12 protein-coding genes are annotated in these 18,437 nt (G+C 69.7%); 10 read left to right on the top strand and 2 right to left on the bottom strand.

Annotated features, from left to right (window positions below; genetic code table 11):
* Together KIH31_RS05690 and KIH31_RS05685 are read right to left on the bottom strand one after the other, a co-directional pair.
* Entirely contained in the window at positions 1-675 is a 675-nt protein-coding gene (locus KIH31_RS05690) for a TrkA family potassium uptake protein (protein ID WP_214426100.1), read from the bottom strand.
* Positions 672-1,346, bottom strand: a complete 675-nt coding sequence (locus KIH31_RS05685; protein WP_214426099.1) for a TrkA family potassium uptake protein — start codon at positions 1,344-1,346, stop codon at positions 672-674. The genes KIH31_RS05690 and KIH31_RS05685 overlap by 4 nt, the downstream gene beginning before the upstream one ends.
* Positions 1,347-1,461: 115 nt before the next feature.
* Between KIH31_RS05685 and KIH31_RS05680 the strand changes: the two genes are divergently transcribed.
* The 10 genes from KIH31_RS05680 (at position 1,462) to KIH31_RS05635 (ending at position 18,291) form a co-directional block, all read left to right on the top strand.
* On the top strand, positions 1,462-3,438 hold the full coding sequence (locus KIH31_RS05680; protein ID WP_214426098.1) for an APC family permease: 1,977 nt from the start codon (positions 1,462-1,464) through the stop codon (positions 3,436-3,438).
* Positions 3,435-4,778, top strand: coding sequence for a class I SAM-dependent RNA methyltransferase (locus tag KIH31_RS05675; protein ID WP_214426097.1), 1,344 nt, complete (start codon positions 3,435-3,437; stop codon positions 4,776-4,778). The genes KIH31_RS05680 and KIH31_RS05675 overlap by 4 nt, the downstream gene beginning before the upstream one ends.
* Positions 4,779-4,781: 3 nt before the next feature.
* Positions 4,782-7,370: a cation-translocating P-type ATPase gene (locus tag KIH31_RS05670; RefSeq protein ID WP_307857554.1), complete on the top strand. Its 2,589-nt coding sequence runs from the start codon at positions 4,782-4,784 to the stop codon at positions 7,368-7,370.
* Positions 7,371-7,474: 104 nt separating this feature from the next.
* Positions 7,475-10,288, top strand: a complete 2,814-nt coding sequence (locus KIH31_RS05665) for an aconitate hydratase (protein ID WP_214426096.1) — start codon at positions 7,475-7,477, stop codon at positions 10,286-10,288.
* Between the two features lie 190 nt (positions 10,289-10,478).
* Positions 10,479-12,455 (top strand): 1-deoxy-D-xylulose-5-phosphate synthase, encoded by a 1,977-nt coding sequence (gene dxs, locus KIH31_RS05660; protein ID WP_214426095.1) that lies wholly within the window; start codon positions 10,479-10,481, stop codon positions 12,453-12,455.
* Between the two features lie 55 nt (positions 12,456-12,510).
* Positions 12,511-13,488 (top strand): aldo/keto reductase, encoded by a 978-nt coding sequence (locus tag KIH31_RS05655; protein ID WP_214426094.1) that lies wholly within the window; start codon positions 12,511-12,513, stop codon positions 13,486-13,488.
* A gap of 201 nt (positions 13,489-13,689) precedes the next feature.
* Positions 13,690-14,715: a nucleoside hydrolase gene (locus KIH31_RS05650; protein ID WP_214426093.1), complete on the top strand. Its 1,026-nt coding sequence runs from the start codon at positions 13,690-13,692 to the stop codon at positions 14,713-14,715.
* 131 nt (positions 14,716-14,846) lie between these two features.
* Positions 14,847-15,689, top strand: coding sequence for an ECF transporter S component (locus KIH31_RS05645; protein ID WP_214426092.1), 843 nt, complete (start codon positions 14,847-14,849; stop codon positions 15,687-15,689).
* Entirely contained in the window at positions 15,686-16,456 is a 771-nt protein-coding gene (locus tag KIH31_RS05640) for an energy-coupling factor transporter transmembrane component T (RefSeq protein ID WP_214426091.1), read from the top strand. Before KIH31_RS05645 ends, KIH31_RS05640 begins: the two co-directional genes overlap by 4 nt.
* Positions 16,453-18,291: an ABC transporter ATP-binding protein gene (locus KIH31_RS05635; RefSeq protein WP_214426090.1), complete on the top strand. Its 1,839-nt coding sequence runs from the start codon at positions 16,453-16,455 to the stop codon at positions 18,289-18,291. The genes KIH31_RS05640 and KIH31_RS05635 overlap by 4 nt, the downstream gene beginning before the upstream one ends.
* Positions 18,292-18,437 lie beyond the last annotated feature (146 nt).

The following is an 18,437-nucleotide window of genomic DNA, read 5'->3' as shown; positions in this document are numbered from 1 at the left end:
CTAGGACTCCTCCGTCGCCGCAGGGGCGAGCAGTGCGCGCAGTTCGTCTTCGGCTGCGATCGTGGTGACGAAGAACAGCTCGTCGCCGCCTTCGAGCACGTCGTCCCGGCTCGGCGTGATGGGCGCTTCGTCCCGGAGGATGGCGACCAGGGTGGAATCCTGCGGCCAGTCCACCGCGCCCACGGTCCGGCCAATCATCGCCGAATCGGACGGGACGGTGAACTCCACCAGCGAGGAGACCCCTGTCTGAAGGGTCAGCAGGCGCACCAGGTCGCCGATTTCCACCGCTTCCTCCACGAGCGCGGTCATCAGCTGCGGCGTGTTCACTGCGACGTCAACGCCCCAGGAGTCGTCAAACATCCAGTCGTTCTTGGGGTTGTTCACGCGGCCGACGGTGCGGCCCACCCCGAACTCGGTCTTGGCCAGCAAGGACACCACCAGGTTGACCTTGTCATCCCCGGAGGCGGAGACGACGACGTCGGCCTCGTCGATCTTGGCTTCCTTCAGGGTGGAGATCTCGCAGGCATCGCCGATCAGCCAGCGCGCACCGCGCAGGCCGCTGCGGCCGATGACCTCCGGCTTGGGATCGATCATCAGGATCTGGTGCCCGTGCGAGAGCAGTTCGCGGGCAATGGAGGAGCCGACGCTGCCCGCTCCGACGATGACGACCTTCACTCGGACTCCTTCGCTGGGGGTTTGGCCAGGACGCTGTTCACATCGGTGCTGCCGGCCACCGGCAGCATCATGTGGACCGTGTCGCCCTGCTGGTAGCTGGTGTCGGCGGCAGGGAGCATGCCCTCGCCGAACCGCGTGAGGTAGGCGACCCGGGCACCGGTGGCCTTCTCGATCGCGGCGATGTTGTGCCCGATCCAGGCGTCATCCAGCGGCACCTCGGCGAGGATCAGCCGGCCGGACGCCTCGCGGTAGTCGCTGCTGATGCTCTGTTCCGGAAGGATCCGGCGCAGCACCTGGTCCGCGCTCCAGCGGACCGCCGCCACCGTGGGAATGCCGAGGCGCTGGTAGATTTCGGCCCGGCCGGGGTCGTAGATACGGGCCACCACATGCTGGACGTGGAAGGTTTCGCGGGCGACCCGCGTGGCCAGGATGTTCGAGTTGTCGCCGCTGGAGACGGCCGCGAAGGCGTACGCCTTCTCGATCTCGGCCCGCTTGAGCGTCTCGCGGTCGAAGCCGACGCCGGTGACCTTGCGCCCGGTGAAGCCGCTGCGCAGCCGGCGGAACGCGCGGTCGTCCTGATCGATGATTGCCACCGAGTGCCCGGAGTCCTCCAGCGTGTGCGCCAGGGTCACTCCCACGCGGCCACAACCCATGATCACAAAGTGTGCCACCGGCCCGTCCTTATCTTTGCCCGTTGTTTGATTCAGCAACAGACAATCTACCCGCACGGAGGCCCGCGATGGAGCCGCCATGACATTGCCGGGCTTTTCGGGCTAGCGTTTATCCGTGCTGACAATTCTCAACGCCATCAAGCGGGTCTTGGTGGGGCGGCCCTACCGCAACGACCGGCTGGCCCACACCTTGCTACCCAAGCGGATTGCGCTTCCGATCTTCGCCTCCGACGCGCTCTCGTCGGTCGCCTACGCACCGGACGAAATCCTGCTCACCCTGGCGTTGGCCGGCGTCTCGGCGGTGACAATCTCCCCGCTGGTCGGAATCGCCGTCATGCTCGTGCTGCTCACGGTGGTGGCCAGCTACCGCCAGAACGTGCACGCCTACCCCTCCGGCGGCGGCGACTACGAGATCGCCAACGTGAACCTGGGCAAGTACGCCGGGCTCACCGTGGCCTCGGCGCTGCTGGTGGACTACGTGCTCACCGTCGCGGTCTCCATGTCCTCGGCGGCCAACTACCTGGCCACCGCTGTGCCCGGACTGCACGGCAGCCAGGCGCTGATCGCCGTCGTCGGCGTGGTGGTCCTGGCCCTGGTGAACCTGCGCGGCATCAAGGAGGCGGGCAGCGTCTTCGCCGTCCCCACCTACATCTTCATGGCCTCCATCCTGGGCATGACGCTGGTGGGCATCTTCCAGGCCCTCACCGGAACGCTCGGGCGGGCGCCGTCGGCCGCTTTCGAAATCATCCCCGACTCCGGCTATGAGAACGGGCTTGTCGGCCTTGCCGGTGGCTTCCTGCTGCTGCGCGCGTTCTCCTCCGGTGCAGCGGCGCTGACCGGTGTCGAGGCGATCAGCAACGGCGTGCCGAACTTCAAGAAGCCCAAGAGCAAGAACGCGGCGACGACGCTGCTCCTGCTCGGCGGCGTCGCTGCTGCGATGCTGGCCGGCATCCTGTTCCTGGCCAGCGCAACGCACGTGCACATCGTCCAGGACCCGGCCACCGAGTTCCTGCTCAACGGCAAGCCCCTGCCGGCGGGGTACGTGCAGAACCCCACCATCAGCCAGCTCGCCTCGACCATCTTCGGCAGCGGTTCGATCCTGTTCTTCGTCGTGGTCGCGGCCACCGGCGTCATCCTGGTCTTCGCCAGCAACACCGCCTTCAACGGCTTCCCGGTGCTCGCCTCGATCCTGGCCCAGGACGGCTACCTGCCGCGCCAGCTGCGCACGCGCGGAGACCGGCTGGCGTACAGCAACGGCGTGATTGCCCTCGCCGCCGGCGCACTGATCCTCATCGTGGCGTTCGACGCCGATGTGACGAAGCTCATCCAGCTCTACATCGTCGGGGTGTTCGTTTCCTTCACGGCCAGCCAGCTGGGCATGATCCGGCACTGGGGCCGGGAGCTGAAACTGGTCAAGGACCGCGCGGTGCGCACCCGGATCCTGCGCTCGCGCACCATCAACACGATCGGTTTCTGCATGACGGGCCTGGTGCTCATGATCGTGCTGATCACGAAGTTCCAGCACGGGGCCTGGATCGCGCTGCTGGCGATGTTCATCCTGTTCCTGATCATGTGGAGCATCCGGGCGCACTACGACAACGTCGCCAAGGAACTCTCGGTCGACGAGGATGCCTCGCCGCGGGCCCTGCCGGCCCGCGTGCACGCCGTCCTGCTGGTGTCCCACGTGCGCAAGCCGGTGCTGCGCGCCCTCGCCTACGCGCGGGCCTCCAGGCCCTCCCGGCTGGACGCGATCACGGTGGACATCGACCCGGAGGAGACCGAGCGGACCGTCGAGGACTGGGAGAAGCTGGAAATCCCGGTGCCGCTGACGGTGCTCGCCAGCCCCTACCGCGAGACGCTGACGCCGATCCTGGACTACATCAAGCACATGCGCCGGGACTCCCCGCGGGACCTAATCGTCGTCTACATCCCCGAATATGTGGTCGGCAAGTGGTGGGAGCAGCTGGTGCACAACCAGACGGCACTGCGGATCAAGGCGCGCCTGCACTTCGAACCGGGCGTCATGGTCGCCAGCGTGCCCTGGCAGCTTAAGTCGTCCGAGGAAGCCAAGAAACTGCAGGAACTGCAGTGACGGCGGCTGCGGACGACGACGGCCTGCTCACCCTCCGGATCGGGCCCGTCGCCCACGGCGGCCACTGCGTCGCCCGGCACGAGGGCCGCGTGGTGTTCGTGCGCCACACGCTGCCCGGGGAACTGGTCAGGGGCCGGCTGACGCAGGCGGGCGCGACGGACAAGTTTTGGCGCGCGGACGCCGTCGAGGTCCTTGAGGCCTCGCCCGACCGCACCGCGCATTTCTGGCCCGAGGCCGACGCCGCGGCGGCCTACGCGCGCGGCAGCCTGCCGGTTGGCGGAGCCGAATTCGGGCACATCAGCCTGGCCGCACAGCGCCCGCTGAAGGCGGAAGTCATCGCCGAGCAGCTGCACCGGCTCGCGGGCGTGGACCGCGAGATCCTCGTCGAGGACGCGGAAGACACCGAGGACATCGGGGCCGACGCGGGCACACCGGGCCTTGGCTGGCGCACCCGTGTCGCGTTCGGCGTGACCGCGGACGGCCGCCTCGGGATGCACCCGCACCGCTCGGACCAGGTGCTGCCGGTCCGGCAGATGCCTCTCGCCGTCGCCGCCGTGAACGAGCTGCGGCTCTGGGAAGCGGACCTCTCCGGCGTCGAACGGGTCGACGTCGCAGCTCCGGCGAACGGCAGCCGGCCGCTGGTGCTGCTCGCCGCCGGGCAGGTCCCGGAGCGCCGGCTCGCGAAGATTGCAGCCGGTATCGACGAGGCAGCCTCGGTGGCCCGCCGGAACCCCGCCACGGGAGCGGTGGAACGGCTGCGGGGCCGCGCCTGGGTGTCGGAGACCGCCGCCGGCCGGGAGTACCGGGTGAGCGGCGAGGGCTTCTGGCAGATCCACCGCAACGCGCCGGCGGTGCTCACCGGCGCCGTGCTGGAGTACCTCTCCGGCCACCTGCACGAAGGCGCCCGGGTCGCGGACCTCTACGCCGGGGCAGGCCTTTTCACCGGCCCGCTCTCCGACGCTGTCGGGCCCTCCGGGTCGGTCCTGTCGGTGGAAGGCTCGCCGGGCACCAGCCGCGACGCGCGCAAGAACTTCCACACCAGCCGGCAGGTCGAGATTGTCCAGGGCCGGGTGGAACGGGTCCTGCACGGGCGGTCCAGCCGCTTCGACGCCGTGGTCCTGGACCCGCCCCGCGCCGGCGCCGGCAAGGCCGTGGTGCGGCAGCTGATTGAATCAGCGCCGCGCGCCATCGCCTACGTGTCGTGCGACCCTGCGTCCTTCGCCCGCGACGTCGGCTACTTCCAGGCGGGCGGGTGGAAGCTTGCCGGCCTGCGGGGGTTCGACCTGTACCCGCACACGCACCATGTCGAAACCGTGGCGCTGCTGACACCGGCCGGCTGAGCCGTGGACGACCAGCCCTCCGCCGCGCCCGCCGCGACGACCGAAGGCAGGCCTGCAGCGAAGCCTGGCTCGCCGCCGCGGGCGCTGGAACGGGCCCGTGTCCGCGCGGAACAGCGCAGCCGGGAACTCGCTGCTGCGCGCCGGGCGTTGCCGGCGCTGCCGGATGAGGAGCTCGCGGCCGCGGGCCTCAGCGCCGCCCAGGTCGCCGAACGCACCCGCAGCGGCCTGACGAACGAGGTCCGCCACGACACCAGCCGCAGCCTGGGCCAGATCCTGCGCGCCAACCTGTTCACCCTGTTCAACGGCGTCCTGGGCGCCTGCCTGGTGGTGGTGCTGCTGGTGGGTGATCCGCGCGATGCCCTGTTCGGCTTCATCGTCGCGGCCAACACCGCGATCGGCGTCGTGCAGGAATACCGGGCCAAGCGCACGCTGGACCGGCTGGCGGTGCTGAACGCGCCGCGCGCCCGGGTGCTGCGCGAAGGGCAGGTGCAGGAGATCGACGTCGCGGCCGTGGTGCATGATGACCTGCTGGTGCTGCGCACCGGGGACCAGGTGCCAGCCGACGCCCGGATCCTCGCCGTCGCAGGGCTGGAGGTGGACGAGGCCCTGCTCACCGGCGAATCGGACCCGGTCGACAAGCAGGCGGGTGACCCTGTGCTCTCCGGATCCTCCGTGGTGGCCGGCAGCGGGACCGCCCGCGTGAACAGGGTGGGGATCGAGTCCTTCGCGAGCCGGCTCACGGCCGAAGCCAAGCGCTTCTCGCTGGTGAACTCCGAGATCCGCAACGCCATCAACCGGATCATCCTCTGGATCACCTGGGCGCTCGTGCCGATCATCCTGCTCGTGGTCAACAGCCAGCTGCAGGCGCGCGGCGGCTGGTCCTCCGCGCTGGCATCCGGCGCCTGGAAGGAGGCGGTGGTCTCCGCCGTCGCCAGCATCGTGGCCATGATTCCGGAGGGTCTCGTCCTGCTGACCAGCATCTCCTTCGGACTGGCGGCAGTCACCCTGGCCCGGCGCAAGGTCCTCGTCCAAGAGCTCCCCGCGGTGGAGGGGCTGGCCCGGGTGGACATCGTCTGCCTGGACAAGACCGGCACCCTCACCGAGGGCGAGATCGTCTACCAGCAGGCCCGCTTGCTGCCGGACCATTCCGCACTGCCCAAGGGCTGGCAGCGGTCGCTGGCCTGGATGGGTGCGGACCCGAACGCCAATGCGACCGCCCGCTGCCTGCAGGAGGCTTTTGACGAACTCCCGCCGGACGCCGCCTCGGCAGCCGTGCAGTTCAGCTCCGCCCGCAAGTGGAGTGCCGTTGTGTTCGACGGCGGCGCAGCCCCCGGCACCTGGGTGCTCGGCGCTCCCGAGATGGTCCTGCGGGCCGGCGGCGGGCCCGGCGGCACGCACGAGGAGGCCCTCGCGCTCGCCGAAGAGCTGGCTGCTTCGGGTTTGCGGGCGCTGGTGCTCGCGCACTCCCGCGTGCCGCTGGATGCTGAAACGGCCCGGGCCGAACAGCTGCCCGCCGCGCTGCTGCCTGTCGCGGTGCTCACCTTCACCGAGAAGGTGCGTGCCGACGCCGCCCGGACCCTGGAGTACTTCCGCAGCCAGGGCGTGCAGCTGCGCATCCTCTCGGGGGACAACCCGCGGACGGTGGCTGCGGTTGCGCGGGAGGTCGGGTTCGACGCCGACGGGTTCGACGCCCGCCGGCTGCCCGAGGACCTGGACGGACTGGGGGAGGTGCTCGAGCGCGAGCACGTCTTCGGCCGGGTCACCCCGGAGCAGAAGAAATCGATCGTGCAGGCGCTGCAGGCGCGCGGACACGTGGTCGCCATGACCGGCGACGGGGTGAACGATGCTTTGGCCCTGAAGAACGCCGACATCGGCATCGCCATGGGCTCCGGCGCCCCGGCGACCAAGGCCGTGTCCCGACTGGTGCTGCTGGACGGCCAGTTCTCCCGGATGCCCGGCGTCGTCGCCGAGGGCCGCCGGGTGATCGCCAACGTCGAACGGGTCTCCAATCTCTTCCTGACCAAGACCAGTTACGCCGTGATCACTTCCCTGGTGATCGGAGTCCTCTTCTGGCCCTACCCGTTCCTGCCACGCCAGCTCTCGCTCGTCAGCTCGCTCACCATCGGCGTGCCGGCGTTCTTCCTGGCGCTGATGCCGAACAAGCGGCGTTACCAGCCGGGGTTCCTGCGGCGCTCACTGCTGTTCTCGGTGCCGGCCGGCCTGATTGTCAGTGCCTGCCTGCTGGCCGTCTACACCTTCTCCCGGCTGGCGCCGGACCCCTCCCAGCCCGGCGCGGACCAGGTCGCCGCCGGGCAGACGGCCACCACGATCACCGTGCTGCTGGTCGCGCTCTGGGTTCTCGGGGCGCTCTCACGGCCCTTCGACCGGCTGCGCGCGCTGCTCGTGGGCGCGATGGCCTCCATGCTGGCGCTCGTGCTGTTCCTTCCGTACGGGCAGGATTTCTTTGCCCTGCACCCGCCGACCGGCGCGCTTCTTGCCGTTACGATGGGGGTGATAGTCCTTGGTTGCGCGGCAGTTGAGGTGCTCTACCGGAGCCTGAAGAAGCGCGGGGCAGTGTCGGAACGCGAATGAAGCGGGCCGGCGTGGTTCCGGCGGCCTTTTTGAGTTAGGACAGCCTAACTAGCATGCGGCCTGTGGCGGAACAAAGATGAAAGTGTTGCGAGAGGAGTCCTGCGATGAGCACTGTGGACAGCTTCGGTTCCAAAGGCGTACTGAATGTAGCCGGGACCGACTATGAAATTTTCCGGCTGAACTCCGTTGAAGGCGCCGATAGCCTTCCGTTCAGCCTCAAGGTACTGATGGAGAACCTGCTCCGGACCGAGGACGGCGCCAACACCACGGCCGACCACATCCGCGCGCTGGCGCAGTGGAACCCGGAGGCCGAGCCGGACACCGAGATCCAGTTCACCCCGGCCCGCGTGATCATGCAGGACTTCACGGGTGTTCCCTGTGTCGTTGACCTGGCGACCATGCGCGAAGCAGTGAAGGAACTTGGCGGCGACCCGAAGCGGGTGAACCCGCTCGCCCCCGCCGAACTCGTCATCGACCACTCGGTCCAGATCGACGCCTTCGGCAACGCCGGTGCAATCGAGCGCAACATCGAGATCGAATACCAGCGCAACGGGGAGCGCTACCAGTTCCTGCGCTGGGGCCAGACCGCGTTCGACGACTTCAAGGTCGTCCCCCCGGGCACCGGCATCGTCCACCAGGTGAACATCGAATACCTCGCCCGCACCGTCATGACGCGTGAAGTCGACGGCACGCTGCGCGCCTACCCGGACACCTGCGTCGGCACCGACTCGCACACCACCATGGTCAACGGCCTCGGCGTGCTCGGCTGGGGCGTCGGCGGCATCGAGGCCGAGGCTGCCATGCTCGGCCAGCCCGTCTCCATGCTGATCCCGCGCGTCGTCGGCTTCAAGCTGACCGGCTCGATCCCGGCCGGCGCCACCGCGACCGACGTGGTCCTCACCATCACCGAAATGCTGCGCCAGCACGGCGTCGTCGGCAAGTTCGTCGAGTTCTACGGCGAGGGCGTGGCCGCTGTGCCGCTGGCCAACCGCGCCACCATCGGCAACATGAGCCCCGAATTCGGTTCCACCGCCGCAATGTTCCCGATCGACCAGGTCACCATCGACTACCTGCGCCTGACCGGCCGCTCCGACGACAGCGTCGCCCTCGTCGAGGCCTACGCCAAGGAACAGGGCCTCTGGCACGACCCGTCCAAGGAGATCAAGTTCTCCGAGTACGTCGAGCTGGACCTGTCCACGGTTGTGCCGTCGATTGCCGGCCCGAAGCGCCCGCAGGACCGCATCATCCTCTCCGAGTCCAAGGCCCAGTTCCGCCAGGACCTGCGCAACTACGTCAAGGTCGACCTGGCCGACGGCAGCCTTGACGAGGCCATCGACGAGAGCTTCCCGGCCTCGGACGCCCCGTCCTACACCTCCTCCGCGAGCCACCTGACCGAAGAGGCGCCGCACGCACACGGCCCCGCCTCCAACGGCCGGCCCTCGCGCAAGGTCGAGGTGGCCATGGCCGACGGACGCAAGTTCGAACTCGACCACGGCGCGGTGACCATCGCCTCGATCACCTCCTGCACCAACACCTCCAACCCGTCCGTGATGCTGGCCGCCGCCGTGCTGGCCCGCAACGCCGTCGAAAAGGGCCTGACCTCCAAGCCGTGGGTGAAGACCTCGGTCGCCCCGGGCTCGAAGGTCGTCACCGACTACTACGCCAAGTCCGGCCTGGAGCCGTACCTGGAGAAGCTCGGCTTTTACACGGTCGGCTACGGCTGCACCACCTGCATCGGTAACTCCGGCCCGCTCGAAGAAGAGATCTCCTCCGCGATCCAGGCCAACGACCTCTCCGTCTCAGCGGTGCTCTCGGGCAACCGCAACTTCGAAGGCCGCATCAACCCGGACGTGAAGATGAACTACCTGGCGTCCCCGCCGCTGGTCATCGCCTACGCCCTGGCCGGAAGCATGGACTTCGACTTCGACAACGACGCGCTCGGCCAGGACTCCGAGGGCAACGCCGTGTTCCTCAAGGACATCTGGCCCAACCCGACCGAGGTGCAGTCCGTGATGGACGCCTCGATCGACAAGGAGATGTTCACCGGTTCCTACGCCAGTGTCTTCGAGGGCGACGAGCGCTGGAAGTCGCTTCCGACGCCCGAAGGCGACACGTTCGTCTGGGCAGAGGACTCCACCTACGTGCGGAAGCCACCGTACTTCGAGGGCATGAAGGCGCAGCCGGACCCGGTTCAGGACATTTCCGGAGCCCGCGTGCTGCTGAAGCTGGGCGACTCGGTCACCACCGACCACATCTCCCCGGCCGGCTCCTTCAAGTCCGACACCCCCGCGGGCAAGTACCTGCTGGAGAACGGCGTGGAGCGCAAGGACTTCAACTCCTACGGCTCGCGCCGCGGCAACCACGAAGTGATGATCCGCGGCACCTTCGCGAACATCCGCATCAAGAACCAGCTGCTTGACGGCGTCGAGGGCGGTTTCACCCGCGACTTCACGCAGGACGGCGGCCCGCAGGCGGCTGTCTACGACGCGGCAATGAACTACCAGGCTGCCGGCACCCCGCTGGTCGTCCTGGCCGGCAAGGAGTACGGCTCCGGATCGTCCCGCGACTGGGCGGCGAAGGGCACGGCACTGCTGGGCGTGAAGGCCGTCATCGCGGAGAGCTACGAGCGCATCCACCGCTCCAACCTGATCGGCATGGGCGTTCTCCCGCTGCAGTTCCCGGCGGGCCAGAACGCGGCCAGCCTGGGCCTGACCGGCACCGAGACGTTCGCCGTCGAAGGCGTCACCGAGCTGAACAACGGCACCACGCCCAAGACGCTGAAGGTCACCGCGACCCCGGCCGACGGCGGCGAGCCGGTCAGCTTTGACGCCGTGCTGCGCATCGATACGCCAGGCGAAGCGGACTACTACCGCAACGGCGGCATCCTGCAGTACGTCCTGCGCCAGATCTCGGCGTAGATTCGCTGCAGCAGACGCTGCCAAAACGGACAAATGCCCCCGGATATCCGGGGGCATTTGCCCGTTCCAGGGGCCTTTCCGGTGCCGGCCGCAGGCACGGCGGAACCGGGCGCCCGCGGCGGAGCGTTAGAGTTAAGCGGTGCGAAGCACGGGCCGGACCGGCCGTGAAGTCAAGGATTAGGAGGAAGACGTGGGACTTTTGGAGACAATCCAGCATCCCCGGGACCTCAGCAAACTCAGCCCCCGGCAGTTGGAGGCTTTGGCGGCGGAGATCCGCCAGTTCCTCATCACGAACGTCGCGGCCACCGGCGGCCACCTCGGCCCCAACCTGGGCGTCGTCGAACTGACTCTTGGCATCCATAAGGTCTTCGATTCCCCGCGGGACAGCATCGTCTTCGACACCGGCCACCAGTCCTATGTGCACAAGCTCCTGACCGGCCGGCAGGATTTCTCGACCCTCCGGCAGCAGGGCGGCCTCTCCGGCTACCCCTCACGCGCCGAATCGGTGCACGACATCGTTGAAAGCTCGCACGCCTCATCCTCCCTCTCCTGGGCGGACGGGATCTCGCGGGCCCGGCAGCTCACCGGCGACGGCGACCGGTACGTCGTCGCCGTCGTGGGCGACGGCGCGCTCACCGGCGGGATGGCCTGGGAGGCGCTGAACAACATCGCTGCGGACAAGGACCGCCGCGTCGTCATCGTCGTGAACGACAACGGCCGCTCCTACGCGCCCACGGTCGGCGGCCTGGCGGACTACCTCGCCTCGCTGCGTCCCGCCATCGACAAGGTGCGCACGCACCGGGCCTACGAAGGCACGCTGACCTGGTGGAAGCACAAGCTGCAGAACGGCGGTCCCGCGGGCCAGTTCCTCTACAAGAGCCTGCATGCCATGAAGAAGGGCATCAAGGACTGGTGGGCGCCGCAGGGAATGTTCGAGGACCTGGGCCTGAAATACGTCGGCCCCGTCGACGGGCACGACCTGAAGGCGGTCGAGTCCGCGCTCGCCCGCGCGAAGGCGTACGGCGGCCCGGTGATCGTGCACGCCATGACCCAGAAGGGCCGCGGGTACGCGCCGGCGCGTGCCCACGACGCCGACCAGTTCCATGCCGTGGGGGTCATCGACCCGGAAACCGGCGAGGCGGTCGATCCCGGCGGAGTGCAGTCCTGGACCTCGGTCTTCGCCAGCGAAATCGCTGACATCGCCGACGAGCGTGAGGACATCGTCGGCATCACCGGCGCCATGCTGATCCCGGTGGGCCTGCACAAGTTTGCCGCCAAGCACCCGGACCGGGTGTTCGACGTCGGCATCGCCGAGCAGCACGCGCTCACCAGCGCCGCGGGCATGGCTTACGGCGGCCTGCACCCTGTGGTGGCCGTGTATGCGACCTTCCTGAACCGCGCCTTCGACCAGCTCCTGATGGATGTGGCGCTGCACAAGGCGGGCGTCACGGTGGTGCTGGACCGCGCCGGCGTAACCGGGCCCGACGGCGCCAGCCACCACGGCATGTGGGACCTGGCCCTGCTGCAGAGCGTGCCCGGCCTGCACCTGGCCGCCCCTCGCGATGCCACCCGGCTGCGCGAGGAACTGCGCGAAGCCGTGGCCGTCTCCGACGCGCCGACCGTCATCCGTTTCTCCAAGGGCAGCGTGGGAGCCGAAGTCGAGGCCCTGGAACGGCTCGCCGACGGCGTCGACGTGCTCGCCCGGCGCCCGAGCGGGTCCACCGCCAACGACGTGCTCATCGTGAGCGTCGGAGCCATGAGCGAACTGGCGCTGGATGTCTCCGACCGCCTGGGGGCCCAGGGCATCAGTTCCACGGTGGTTGACCCGCGCTGGGTGCTCCCGGTACCGAAATCGATCATCGACCTCGCCGCCGGCCACCGCATCGTCATCGTGATCGAGGACGGCGTCCGCGCAGGCGGCGTCGGCTCCCGCATCCGCCAGGAGATGCGCGCTGTGGGAGTGGACACCGCCCTGAACGAGGTCGGACTGCCGGTCGAATTCCTGGATCACGGCACCCGTTCGGAAGTGCTGGCCCGCGTGGGGCTGACCGCACGGCAGGTGGCGCAGGACGTGGTCGCCCAGGTCCTGGGGACGAAGGTGCCGCACGCGCGGCCGCTGAGCGGCGCAGAGGCCCCCACCCACACCGGGCAGCTGCCGGAACTCTGAGCGGCGCCGCCCGCCCCGGCCGCTGCGGCGTGCCGCGGTTGGATAGGGTGGGGCTATGACTGAATTTCGCCAACTCGGCACCTCCGGACTGACCGTTTCCGTCGTCGGCCTCGGGTGCAACAACCTAGGCCGCGCCGGGACGCCCACCGAATCGCTTGAGGGCAGCACCACGCTCGTGCAGGCTGCGCTCGACGCCGGGGTCACCCTGTTCGACGTTGCCGACACCTACGGCAAGACTCCGGGCCTGAGCGAGGAGTTCCTCGGCAAGGCCCTCGGCACGCGCCGCGACGACGTCGTGGTGGCCACCAAGTTCGGCATGGACATGAGCGGCGCCAACGGCGTCGACTGGGGAGCCCGCGGTTCCCGCCGCTACATCGTCAAGGCTGCCGAGGCCTCGCTGCGCCGGCTCGGCACCGATTGGATCGATCTCTACCAGTACCACACTCCGGACGGGATCACCCCCATCGAGGAGACCCTCGCCGCGCTGGACGACCTCGTCACCTCCGGCAAGGTCCGCTACATCGGGCACTCGAACCGGGCCGGCTGGCAGATCGCCGAGGCCGAATTCACCGCGCAGATGGGCGGCTACACGCCCTTCATCTCCGCGCAGAACCACTACAACCTGCTGGACCGCCGGGCCGAACTCGAGGTGGTCCCGGCGGTGGAGGCGTACGGTCTGGGTTTGCTCCCGTACTTCCCGCTCGCCAACGGGCTGCTGACCGGCAAGTACTCGGGCGGGAAAGCCCCGGAGGGCAGCCGCCTGACCCACTCCCGGCAGAACCTGCTGGAGAATGCGGACTGGGAGCAGCTGGGCAAGTTCGGGGACTTCGCCAAGGAGCGCGGCCTGACCGAACTGCAGGTCGCGTTCTCCTGGCTCGCCGCCCAGCCGTCGGTGGGCAGCGTGATCGCGGGCGCCACAAAGCCGGAACAGATCCGGGCGAACGTCGACGCCGTGTCCTGGCAGCCGGAGTACGAGGACCTGGCGGCCCTGGACGAGATCTTCCCGCGCACCCCGAAGGTCGCCCTCTTCTAACGAGCGCCCGGCAAACGCGGGCGGCCCGCCTCCCGGAAGGGGGGCGGGCCGCCGCATTGGTCGGCTTCTCGTAGAGTGTCTGGCCGGCGGCTCGACCGGCCGGCCCGAGCACCGCCCCAGCGCCGCGCTGGAGTAGGCCGGCGGCGGGTGCACGGGGCGCTACAGTGAAGGCTGACCCCTTGACCCTTTCCCGGAGGATCCGTGCCGAACATCCTGCTCGACGTCGACACAGGCATCGACGACGCGCTCGCGCTGGTGTACCTGCTGGCGAACCCCGAGGTGGAAATCGTCGGGATCACCTGCACTGCGGGCAACGTGGAAGCAGCCCAGGTGGCCCGCAACAACCTGGCGCTGCTCGAACTCTGCGGCAGGGCCGGCATCGAGGTGGCCGTCGGTGCCGAGGTGCCGCTGCAGATCCCGCTGCAGACCACCGAGGAGACGCACGGGCCGCAGGGGATCGGCTACGCCGAGCTGCCGCCCGCCCGGCAGCAGATCTCCGACCGCCACGGCGTCCGGGCGTGGGTGGAGGAGGTCCGCCGCCGGCCGGGGGAGATCACCGGCTTGATCACTGGCCCGCTGACGAACTTCGCGCTCGCCGTGAAGCTGGACCCTGAGCTGCCGCGGCTGCTCAAGGGCCTGGTCATCATGGGCGGGGCGTTCAACTATCCGGGCAACACGACGCCGACGGCGGAGTGGAACATCTCGGTGGACCCGCACGCCGCCAAGGTGGTCTTCGACGCATACCAGGGCCTGCCGGAGGACCTGCTGCCGGTGGTCTGCGCGCTGGAGACCACCGAGCGGATCGAGATGACCCCGGCCCACATCCGCCGGCTCGGTGAACTGGCCGGCGCCGGCCGTCCGGAGATCATCTCCCCGGAGGACCCGTCGGGTCTGCGCAGCACCTCGGACAACCCGCTGGTGGCCTGCCTGTCCGATGCAATCCGCTTCTACATGGAGTTCCACCGCGAGTACGACCAGGGTTTCCTCGCGCACATGCACGATCCGTTCGCCGCCACCGTGGCCGCGGGCGCGGCGTCGATCGGCACGCGGCTGGCCACGGTCGACGTCGAAACCTCCTCGCCGCTGACCATCGGCACCACCGTCGCCGACTTCACCGGCATGTGGAAGAAGCCCCCGAACGCGAAAATCGTCAGTGCCAACGACCCGTCCGCCTGCTTCGAGGAGATCCTCACCCGCGTCGGAAGCCTTGCCCGCTCTCTTCGGTAGAACGCCGTTGGCTTGGATAGAATAGGGCGTTGCCGGGCGAGTCCCGGCCAAGTGCCAAGGTGACATAGGCGCTTCCTGCAGACTGGTCCGGGCTGCCCGCCCGGAAGACGAACATTTTCCAAAGGATGGCCATGTCCCACCCCTTCGCCGCGACCGCCAAGACCGACCCCGCCGGCCGGCGCCGCTGGCTCAACTGGCTCGGTGCGGCGCTCATCGTCGGCACCTACGTGTACCTGATTGCCACCCAGCCGGCGGAGGTCGCCGGCGGGTTCGGCAACCCGGCCGGGCTGGTCACGCTGCTGGGGTTCCTTGGCGGCGCGGTGCTGCTGCTGGTGGCGACGCTGCCGGCCCTTCCGACCAGCACCGTCGTGCTGCTGCCGGTCGCACTGGCCCTGAACGTCGTCGTCGGCCAGATCGTGGGCACGGTGGGCCTGCCGCTCTACCTTGATTCCATCGGCACTGTCCTGGTCGCTGTCCTCGCCGGGCCCGCGGCGGGTGCTGCCACCGGGGCGCTGTCCAACATCGTCTGGGCCCTCTTCAACCCGACAGTGCTGCCGTTCGCCGCCGGCGCGGCCCTGATCGGATTCCTCGCCGGCTGGGCCGCGCGCCTCGGCGTCTTCCGCCGCTTCTATCTGGCCCCGATCGTCGGCGCAGTGGTCGGCGTGTTCTCCGGAACCATCGCCGCGCCGATTGCGACCTTTGTCTTCGGGGGAACCTCGGGCATCGGCACGGGTGCCATCGTGAGCGCCTTCCGCGCGATGGGCGACACCCTGCTCGCCGCCACCACCAAGCAGGGCCTGCTCTCCGACCCGCTGGACAAGGCGATCGTCTTCGCCATCGTCGTGTTCCTCGTCTACGCGCTGCCGCCGCGGATCCGCACCCGTTTCGACTTCGTGCGCCGTTACCGCGTCCTTGCCGGCCGCCGTTCGGAGGAAACCGCTCGCCCGGCGAAGACCGGGGCGACGCAGGGGTGATCGCCGGCGGCCGGGCGGACGCCGGCGGCCTCAACCCCCTCACCCTGCTGACCGGCGCCGTCGTTGTCGTCGCCCTGACCCTGCTCGTGGACGCCTGGCAGTTCTCGGCAGCCGTCCTGGCCGCGGTGTTGGTTCCCGCGCTGGTGCTGTCCGGCCGGCACCGGCGCATCCTCGCTGCGGCGGCCGCGATCCTGCTGCCCACGCTGCTGTCCATCGCGCTGATCAATGTGTTCTTCTACCCGGAGGGGCGCGAGGTCCTGCTGGCCGCCGGTCCGGTCCGGATCACCGCGGAGGGGACCTGGTTCGCCGTGGCGATGGCGTTCAGGCTGTGCGTCTTCGTGCTGGCGTTCCTGATCTTTTCCTTCACGGTCCGGGCCGAGCACCTGACGGCGGCACTGGTGGCGCGGCGGTGGAACCCGAAGGCGGTGTACGTGCTGTCGGCTGCGCTGCGGCTGGCGCCGGACATCGCGTCCAGGGCAGGGGACATCAGCGCGGCCCAGCAGGCGCGCGGGCTGGTGATCCGCGGCGGCGCGGTCTCCCGCGGCCGCGCCCTGCTCATGCTCCTGGTGCCGCTGGTGGTCGGGCTGCTCTCCGACGTCGACGAGCGTGCCCGGGCGCTCGAGGCCCGCGGACTCGGACTGCCGGGACCGCGCACCAGCCTCACCGAGGCGCCCGACTCCCCGGCACAGCGCCGGTTCCGCCGTTCCGCCTTGCTGCTGCTGCTCCTCTTCGCTGTGCTGTGGATCGGGTGGAGGTGGCTGCGGTGATTTCCCTCGACTGCGCCGGTTTCACCTATCACGGGGCCGTGCAACCGGCCCTTGGGCGGGTCCGGATCCAGGCGGCGGCCGGTTCGGCCACAGCCGTCGTTGGCGGCGCGGGGTCCGGTAAGACGACGGCGGCCCGGCTCCTGGCCGGCCATCTCACCGGTGCGGGCCGGCTTGTCGGCGCGCTCCGGCTCGACGGCGCGGAGCTGCGTTTCGACGGCGGCGCGGACGACCCCTCGCTGGACTTCGCCCGCTGGAGCGAGGTGGTCGGCTTCGTCGGCCAGCGCCCCCGCGCCCAGCTCTCCGGAGTCAAGGACACCGTCGCCGACGAGCTGGCCTACGCGCTGGAGAACCGCGGCGTGCCCCGGGAGCGGATGGTGGTGCAAGTCCGGCATACCGCGGAGCTGCTGGGCATCGCGGAGCTGCTGCCGAAGTCTCCGCTGCAGCTTTCCGGCGGCGAGCTGCAGAAGACCGTGATCGCCGCTAGCGTCATCGCCGGGCCCCGCGTCCTGGTGCTCGACGAGCCGATGTCCGGTCTCGATGCCGAGGCACGGAAGTCGCTGGCACAGTTGCTCGATGTACTGCTGGGCGAAGGGCTGGCGCTCGTCGTGGCGGAGCAGGGACTGCAGGGTTATGCGCCCCGTGCCGCGCAGGTGGCGGTGCTGGACGGCGGGAAGCTGGTGCTGGAAGGCAGCTGGCGGGAGGTGGCGGCTTCGGACCGGCTGGCGCGCCTGCCGGTGAACGGCAACCCGTACGCGGAGCTGGCGCGGCAGGCGGCCGGCCTGGGAGGTGTTGGCGCGGGAGGTGCCCGGGCAGCGGGGCCGGAGGCTGCGGCGCTGGAGGCTGCGGCGCTGCCGCTGACCGAGTCCGAAGCGCTCCGGTTCTTTGCCGGACTCCGCCCGGCAGCCGGCGTCCGGGTCCGCCCTGTCCGAGCGGCCGCCCCGGGGCTTGCCGGTTCCGTGCCCGCGCATGACGGTCCCGCCGCCACCCTGCGCGGGGTCACCTTCCGCTACCCGCCGCCCGCGTCGGCGTGGACCGGCCGGGTCCGGCGCCGGTCGGAGCCTGCCGCGGGCCGTCCCGCGCTGGACGGCGTCTGCCTCGACATCCCCCGCGGACGCCGGACGGCGGTGATCGGGGCCAACGGGGCGGGCAAGACGACGCTGCTGCGCCACCTCAACGGGCTCGCCGTGCCGCAGGAGGGTACTGTCGACGTCGGCGGCCTGCGCACGGCAGGGCACCCGGTTGGTGAGCTCGCGCGCTGCGTCGGCTACCTCTTCCAGGACGCGGACAGCCAGCTGTTCCAGCGCACCGTGCAGCGTGAGGTGGAATTCGGTCTGCGGAGCCAGGGCGCGTCCAAGGCCGAAGCAGCGGAGCGGGCCGCCGCGGCGCTGGAGCGCTGCGGGCTGGGCGCCGTGGCCGGTGAGCACCCCTTCGAACTGTCCTTTTCGGACCGGCGGCTCGTCGCGCTGGCCAGCATCCTCGCCGCCGGGCCCGACGTACTCGCCTTGGACGAGCCGACCGTTGCCCTGGACAAGGCGGGGCTCTCCCTGCTCGCCGGGCTGATGCGGGAGGAAGCGGCAGCGGGCCGGGCGGTAGTGATGGTCACGCATGACCTGGATTTTGCCGTAGCCCAGTGCGATGACCTGGTGCTGCTTCGCGACGGGCGGCTGGCGGACCGGGGACCGGTGCTGGACGTCGTTCAGCGGCTGTTCCCGGCCGGGGAGCAGCCGCCGGAGGGCCTGACGGCGCCGCTGCTCTGGAAGCTGGCGGAACAGCTGGACCTGCAGCCGGCAGCCCTCACCAGCGAAGCCTTCCTCGCCGCCCTGCGCAGCAGCTGACCCGGACGCGGAAGGGGATTGCGCTCGGGTCTCCGCCCGGGGAGGTGAGAATGCTGAAACAGCCCCCTTCGCGCCTGGAACGGCTGTTTTACCTCCGCCCGCGGAGAACGACGGCGGCGGACGACGGCGGCGGATTCCGCCGAAGC

It is taken from the genome of Paenarthrobacter sp. DKR-5, assembly GCF_018531425.1.
Classification (GTDB): domain Bacteria; phylum Actinomycetota; class Actinomycetes; order Actinomycetales; family Micrococcaceae; genus DKR-5.
This window is presented reverse-complemented; position numbering and strand designations above follow the sequence as displayed.

Bases quoted from the DNA above. Each gene is read 5' to 3' on its own strand.
- KIH31_RS05665 (WP_214426096.1), top strand. From the start codon at position 7,475: ATGAGCACTGTGGACAGCTTCGGTTCCAAAGGCGTACTGAATGTAGCC.
- KIH31_RS05655 (WP_214426094.1), top strand. From the start codon at position 12,511: ATGACTGAATTTCGCCAACTCGGCACCTCCGGACTGACCGTTTCCGTC.
- KIH31_RS05645 (WP_214426092.1), top strand. From the start codon at position 14,847: ATGTCCCACCCCTTCGCCGCGACCGCCAAGACCGACCCCGCCGGCCGG.